The sequence below is a fragment of the Micromonospora sp. NPDC004704 genome (assembly GCF_053601675.1).
Genome location: NZ_JBSGCD010000014.1, coordinates 197,837 through 204,307, shown reverse-complemented (window position 1 = coordinate 204,307; position 6,471 = coordinate 197,837). Strand labels below are relative to the sequence as shown.

Genomic DNA, 6,471 nt, shown 5'->3' with positions numbered 1-6,471 from the left:
ACGACCAACCATGCTCCCACCAGCCTCTCAGCGATCACTCCACCGAGAGGACCAACGAACGACAAGATCGATTGCTACGACCAACTGAGCACGGGCACTCTTTCTCTACAAGAGTGCGGATCTTGGGGCGGGTTAGGGGGTGAGGAGGGGCGGGCGGCGGCGGGTTAGGAGGAGGAGGCCGCTGCCGGTGGCCAGGGTGCCGAGGCCGAGGGTGCTGAGCAGGGCGGTGGGTGAGCCGGTCTGCGGGAGGCCGCCGCTGGTACCGGACCGAGGGGTGGTCGACACGGTGAACCGGTCGTTGTCGTCGGTGCTGTCGAGATCGGTGGCGACCAGGCCGGTGATGTCCTCGGGCAGGTCCGTTGCGGGCGGCAGCTGACCCGCCAGGAGGGGTTCGACGTCGAGCCGGCCACCGCTCAACCGGGCCGGTGCGGGCGCGGACGGGTCCACCGACAGCGGGTGCCGGAAACGCAGCGCGGAGTAGTTCAGGTCGTCCGGATCACGGTCCGCCTCCGCCGTGATCAACGACAGGTCGGGGTACGCACACGTCGCGTTGCGCCGCCCGGTGTCGTACGTGCACCCCGGTCGGTCCCCGGCGAACGTCACGTGCGCCGGCAGGCCGACCGTGACCACCATCCCGCTGACCGGCTCGGTCCCGTGGTTGCCGATCTCGAACCGGAGGTCACCCCCGCCTCCGGGAACCGCCGGGGTGATCGCACCGGTCCGGTCCGCCGGCCCGTCCCAGGCCCGGGCGTAGAGGTCGGGCTCGCCCTCGGCGAAGGCGATCGACGCGGTGGCGGAGTTGTTGTCTCCCACCGGATCGGTGCCGCCGTGCCAGACCCGTACGGTCACCTCACCGACCGGACCGACCCCGTGTGCCGACCGGACGATGGTGCTGGTCAGCCGGGTCGACTGGCCGGGGGCGAGGTCCGGCAGGGTGCACTCGCCGTCGACCGTCACCTCCAGCGAGGGAGCCGAGGTGGGTGGACCCGGCGTCGGGCTGTTCGGCGACGGTGGACAGAAGGCGACGCTGCTGGGATTGATCACTTCGCTGTCCACCCGGCCGTCGTAGCGCAGCCGGACGCCGTACGCGGTGGTGGCGCTCCGGTTGGTCACGGTCACGGTGGCGACCTTGTGCCGAGCCCGGTTGGTCAACGTGGTGCCGTCGACGGCGATCGTCAGGTCGACGTCGTCGGGCGACGGTAGGGCAGCGAACACCGGCGAGGCGACGGCCAGCCCGAGCGCGATGAGCAGACTTGCGCAGGCGGGCGCGGCCAGGAAAAGGTGTGTTCGCATGACTGCGTACTGTAGTCAAATACCCGACGCGACGCGCCTGACCAATCGCGTTTCACCTGGGAAAACAACAAATTGGTGGCGGACACGGTACGGGCGGGGTGCCGAAGCACCCCGCCCGCGCCGCCGTGCGTTATGTGGACGGCCCCGCTGGGCCGATGGAGTACGAAGTGAGCCACCGTCGCGGTCGACACGATCGCGGCGGAGGGCAGGAGATTCGGGATGTCGTCCCGGGAACGCGGGACCTGTAACCGACGTTAGCGATCTCTGCCGATCCGCCGCTACCCCAGTGATACATCCGTTATGACCTGCGGCGCAGCGGGTTCAGGATTGTCCCGATTGATCGGCCTTGCCGAACCGGAGTCCACCCGAACCGGTGTCTCGCACCGACCGTACGGCTACTTCGCCTCCACCAACGGCAACTGCTTTCCGACCCCTCCGCCGGGCAGCGCGATCGAGGAGAAGTGCGACACCACACGGTCGTCGTGCGGATCCTCGGCCGGCGTACGGTGCACCGCCAGGTGACGGTAGAGGGTGTCCCGCTGGGCCGGAATCCGGCCGGCGGAACGGATCATCCAGATCAGGTCCTGGAGGTTGGACCGGTGCCGGGCTCCGGCGGAGGAGATGACGTTCTCCTCCAGCATGATCGACCCCAGGTCGTCCACGCCCATGTGCAGGGCGAGCTGCCCCGCCTCCTTGCCCGTGGTCAACCAGGACGCCTGCAGGTGCGGCACGGTCTCGAAGAACAGCCGGGCCACCGCGATCAGCCGCAGGTACTCCAGCGTCGTCGCCTGGGTACGCCCCTTGAGGTGGTTGTTCTCCGGCTGGTACGTCCACGGGATGAACGACCGGAACCCGCCGGTACGGTCCTGCACGTCGCGGATCATCCGCATGTGCTCGATCCGCTCGGCGTTGGTCTCGCCGGTGCCCATCATCATCGTGGCGGTCGACTCGACCCCCTGACGGTGGGCGAGTTCCATCACCTCGAGCCACCGCTGCCCGGACTCCTTCAGCGGAGCGATGGCCTTGCGCGGCCGGTCGGGCAGCATCTCGGCGCCGGCACCGGCGATGGAGTCCAGCCCGGCCGCCTTGATCCGGCTGATCGCCTCGTCGAGTGAGACCTTGGACACCTTCGCCATGTGCAGGATCTCACTCGGCCCGATCGAGTGGATCACGAGCTGCGGGTACGCGGTCTTGACCGAGGAGAAGAGTTCCTCGTAGTACTCCACCCCGTAGTCGGGGTGGTGCCCGCCCTGGAGCATCACCTGGGTCGCGCCCAGCTCGACCGCCTCGCCGCAGCGGCGCAGGATCTCCTCGGTCGGGTGGGTCCAGCCCTCGGCGTGCTTCGGCGCCCTGTAGAAGGCGCAGAACTTGCAGGCCGTCACGCAGACGTTGGTGTAGTTGATGTTGCGGTCGATCAGGTAGGTCACGATGTTGTCCGGGTACCGGCGTCGGCGTACGGCGTCGGCGGCCTCGCCGAGGGCGTGGAACGGCGCCTCGGTGTAGAGCAGCAGCGCCTCCTCGGGCGTGATCCGCCCGCCGTCGGCACCGCGCTGGAGAATGTTGTCGATCTCGCGGCTCCCAGTCACAGCTCCGAGCGTACGTGGCCGGGCCGGACGGTCGCCCGGATGGTGCCGCCGACCGGCCCCGATCACACCCGACGGCTCCCCCGGTCCACCCGCACCCGCATCCGGCGGTGCCGAGTTGTACGCAGCATGGGCGCAGCCAGCAGCAGGTCACCGGAGATCACCGCGGCCCGTCGGCGGGTGGTCGGCGTACTGCGCCGGAACGCCGGGATCGGGATGCTGCTCGGGGTCGGTGTGGTGCTCCGGATGCTGTTCATGATCGCGTACCGGCCGGCGTTCTGGTTCCACGGCGACAGCGGGGTCTACCTCAACCTGGCCGGGTCGGCACTGGCACCCCACCCGACCCGCCCGCTCGGCTACCCGGCACTGCTCAAGCTGCTCGCCCCGACCGGCACCCACCTGGCCGTGGTGGCCGTGCAGCACCTGCTCAGCCTGCTGCTCGCGCTCGCCGTCTACCTCCTGCTGCAACGCCGGGGACTGTCCCGACGGCTCTGCTGCCTCGCCGCCGCGCCGCTGCTGTTCGACTCGCTGATCCTGACCACGGGTCACTACCTGCTGCCGGACATGCTCTTCACGGCGCTTTTCGCGGGCGCTGTCGTACTGCTGCTCGGCCCCGGCACCCCCGGCCACCCGGCGGTGATCGGCGCCGGCCTGCTGATCGCGGCGGCCTGGATCACCAAACCCACCGCGCTCCCGGTGGCCCTCCTGCTCGGGCTCTACCTGCTGGTCCGCCGGATCGGCTGGCGCCGACTGGTCGGCTACGCGCTCGGCTTCACCATTCCGTACGTCGGGCTGCTGGTCTGGATCGGCGACCGCCCCAGCGTGTACGGCAGCCAGAGCGGAACCGCCCTGTACGGACGCGCCGCGATCATCGCCGACTGTGACCGGCTCCGGTTGACCGACCGGGAGCGGGTCGCCTGCCCGGACCAGCCGCTGGGTCAGCGCTGGGACCGGGCCGACGCGTTCTTCTGGCGCCGCCCGGCCCGGCTCAACGACGTCTACACCGAGGCCGGCGCGCAACGGCTGGTCGACTTCGCGGTGACGGTGGTCCGGCAGCAGCCGCTGGACTACCTGCGGATCGTGGGCAAGGAGAGCGCGGCGCACTTCGTACCCGGGTTGTACCTGGGGCCGATGAACGAGTGCCTGCGCGAGCGCCTGGTCCCGCCGGCCGCGTTCCGGGGCACGGAACGGCCGCCGGACCGCTGCCCACCCGCCCAGGGCGCCGCCAACTTCGGCGGAGGCGCGACCTGGCCGGGCACCGCGCCGGAGGGCACCGTCCTCACCACGGGACTGCACCGGTACGGCGAACTGCTCCGGGTGGTGCCGATCGTGCTGCTGGTCGGCGTACTGCTCACCCTGGCGGCACTGTTCGTACGCCGCCGGGTCGACGGGCGGGTCCGGCTGGACCTGGTGCTGCTACTGCTCGCCGGACCCGGCCTGACCGTGCTCACCGTCGCCGTCGGCATGTACGAGCCCAGGTACGCGCTGCCGGCCCTGCCGCTGTCGGCGATCGCGGCGGCACTGGCCTGGCACGGACTGACCAACCGGCCCGCGAGCCCACCACCGGTCACCATCCCGGCCACCCGCGAGCCGGAGCGCCGCGACAGCCTGAGTTCCGCCATTTCCAAATAGCCCGCCCCGAAGCCGAGGCGTGGTCGAAGCTGCTGGAGTTCCGGCGGTGCGAGTCGGGCTCAGGACACGTCCTGGGGCAGCACGAGGACCTTGCCCGTGGCCCGGTTCTCCTCCGTGTACCGGTGGGCTTCGGCGATGTCATCCAGGCCGAAGACCCGGTCGACGTTCGGCCGGTAGACGCCGGTCTCGACGTTGCGGACTACCCGTTCGAGTACGGCCGCCCCCGCCCTGCCCCTGGCGTCGTTGCTGTGGAAGGCCGTGAGCCGGGTTCCGGAGGGGATCATCGCGATCGGCTCGAAGTCCCGGATCAGCCATCCGCTGAGGGAGCCCGCCACGCAGACGGTCCCGCCCCGGCGGACCAGACGCAGCGAGTCGACAACCGTGCTCGCCCCGACGAGATCCAGCACGTGGCTCGGCCCGTCGGCCCACGGGATGTCCAGCGACCCGCCGTCATCGAGGAGGACGTGGTCGACGCCGGCCGCGCTCAACGCGCCTGCCTTCTCGGGCCGGCGGGTCGTCGCCGCGATAGCCTCAACGCGCGAGGACGGCTCGCAGGGCGACGTCGACGGAGGCCTGGAGTTCCTCGCGGCTGGCACCAGCGGCGGCGTGGACGGCGTGGCCCTCGCTGAGCGCCATCACGAATCGCGCCAGCGACCGGGCCTCGACACCGTCCGGGAGGTCGCCTTCCCGCGCCGCCCGGGACAGCCGTTCCACGAGCGCGGACTCGGTGGCGGCCCGGCCGGTGGCCAGGACCTCGGAGATCCGGGCGTTCTCGGGCGAGCAGGCCAGGCCGCCCTGGACGGAGAGGCAACCGGCGGGGTGATCGTCGGCGGTGAGTCCGTCGGCACTGGAGCGCAGGAACGCCTCGATGGCGGCGTACGCCGTGGGTTGTTCCATCGCGGCGCGGGCCTTGGCCACCTGGGTCTCGTGGTAGCGGTCGAAGGCCCGTCGGAAGAGTTGTTCCTTGCTGCCGAACGTGGAGTACAGGCTGGGCCGGTTGATGCCCATCGCGCCGGTGAGGGCGCTCAGCGACGCACCCTCGTAGCCGTGCCGCCAGAAGATCTCCGCGGCCCGGTCGAGGACCGTCTCCTCGTCGAAAGCCCGAGGTCGACCGGGGGTGTGCGTCTCAGTGCCCATGGACCCAGCCTACCGCTCGGTACAAATCGTGACCCGGCCCACCAACCGAACGGTACAAAATCTGTTACGGTGACCGTGCAACCGATCGGTACAAAAACGTGTCGGGCCCCGCCCGACCGCATACCCGGGGAGACACATGACCGTCGCACTCATCACCGGCGCCAACAAGGGCCTCGGTTTCGAGACCGCCAAACAACTCGTCGAACTGGGCCACACCGTCTACGTCGGTGCACGCGACGTCGAGCGAGGCGAGAAGGCCGCGGCGACCCTGGGCGCACGATTCGTCCAGCTCGACGTGACCGACGACGCGTCGGTGCGCGACGCGCTGGCCACCATCGAATCGGCCGAGGGTCGACTCGACGTCCTGGTGAACAACGCGGGCATCCTCGAAGTCGGAACCGTCGACGGACCGACCGCTCTGCGGGTGTTCGACACCAACGTGGTGGGGATCGTCCGCGTCACGGAGGCGGCACTGCCCCTGCTGCGGAAGTCCTCGAATCCCACGGTGGTCACCGTTTCGAGCAGCATGGGATCTTTCTGGGCGGTGACGAATCCGGACCGGCCTGAGTTCAACCTGTCGGCCACGCTCTACTCGGCATCGAAGTCGGCAGCCACCATGCTCACCGTCCAGTACGCCAAGTCCCAGCCGGGTATCAAGTTCAACGCGATCGAGCCCGGCTACACGGCCACCGACATGATGGCCGCCATCGGAGGCGGAAGGCCACCGGCGGAAAGCGCCAGGACCATCGTGCAGTTGGCCACGCTCGGCGCGGACGGCCCGACGGGGACCTTCCAAGACGAACTCGGGACGTTGGGCTGGTAGGCG

Annotated in this window: 6 protein-coding genes; 2 read left to right on the top strand and 4 right to left on the bottom strand. The window is 70.0% G+C overall.

What is annotated here, in order from left to right; translation table 11 throughout:
* Positions 1-132: 132 nt before the first annotated feature.
* Both ACWEFB_RS21175 and mqnC read right to left on the bottom strand, forming a co-directional pair.
* A complete protein-coding gene (locus ACWEFB_RS21175; protein WP_452287737.1) occupies positions 133-1,293 on the bottom strand; it encodes an LPXTG cell wall anchor domain-containing protein in 1,161 nt (386 codons plus the stop codon).
* Positions 1,294-1,688: 395 nt separating this feature from the next.
* Entirely contained in the window at positions 1,689-2,879 is a 1,191-nt protein-coding gene (mqnC, locus tag ACWEFB_RS21170) for a cyclic dehypoxanthinyl futalosine synthase (RefSeq protein WP_326561453.1), read from the bottom strand.
* A gap of 126 nt (positions 2,880-3,005) precedes the next feature.
* Here mqnC and ACWEFB_RS21165 point away from each other — a divergent pair, with 126 nt between their 5' ends.
* Positions 3,006-4,508, top strand: a complete 1,503-nt coding sequence (locus tag ACWEFB_RS21165) for a hypothetical protein (protein WP_452287735.1) — start codon at positions 3,006-3,008, stop codon at positions 4,506-4,508.
* 59 nt (positions 4,509-4,567) lie between these two features.
* On the opposite strand, the gene ACWEFB_RS21160 is transcribed toward ACWEFB_RS21165, so the two are convergent.
* Together ACWEFB_RS21160 and ACWEFB_RS21155 are read right to left on the bottom strand one after the other, a co-directional pair.
* On the bottom strand, positions 4,568-4,996 hold the full coding sequence (locus tag ACWEFB_RS21160) for a zinc-binding dehydrogenase (RefSeq protein ID WP_452287733.1): 429 nt from the start codon (positions 4,994-4,996) through the stop codon (positions 4,568-4,570).
* 43 nt (positions 4,997-5,039) lie between these two features.
* On the bottom strand, positions 5,040-5,645 hold the full coding sequence (locus ACWEFB_RS21155; protein ID WP_452287731.1) for a TetR/AcrR family transcriptional regulator: 606 nt from the start codon (positions 5,643-5,645) through the stop codon (positions 5,040-5,042).
* Between the two features lie 136 nt (positions 5,646-5,781).
* On the opposite strand from ACWEFB_RS21155, the gene ACWEFB_RS21150 reads away from it, so the two are divergent.
* A complete protein-coding gene (locus ACWEFB_RS21150; RefSeq protein ID WP_452287729.1) occupies positions 5,782-6,468 on the top strand; it encodes an SDR family NAD(P)-dependent oxidoreductase in 687 nt (228 codons plus the stop codon).
* Positions 6,469-6,471 lie beyond the last annotated feature (3 nt).

What these genes read in the sequence shown, in the direction of transcription:
- ACWEFB_RS21175 (WP_452287737.1), bottom strand. Translation starts at nt 1,293, where the DNA reads ATGCGAACACACCTTTTCCTGGCCGCGCCCGCCTGCGCAAGTCTGCTC.
- ACWEFB_RS21165 (WP_452287735.1), top strand. Translation starts at nt 3,006, where the DNA reads ATGGGCGCAGCCAGCAGCAGGTCACCGGAGATCACCGCGGCCCGTCGG.
- ACWEFB_RS21155 (WP_452287731.1), bottom strand. Translation starts at nt 5,645, where the DNA reads ATGGGCACTGAGACGCACACCCCCGGTCGACCTCGGGCTTTCGACGAG.
- ACWEFB_RS21150 (WP_452287729.1), top strand. Translation starts at nt 5,782, where the DNA reads ATGACCGTCGCACTCATCACCGGCGCCAACAAGGGCCTCGGTTTCGAG.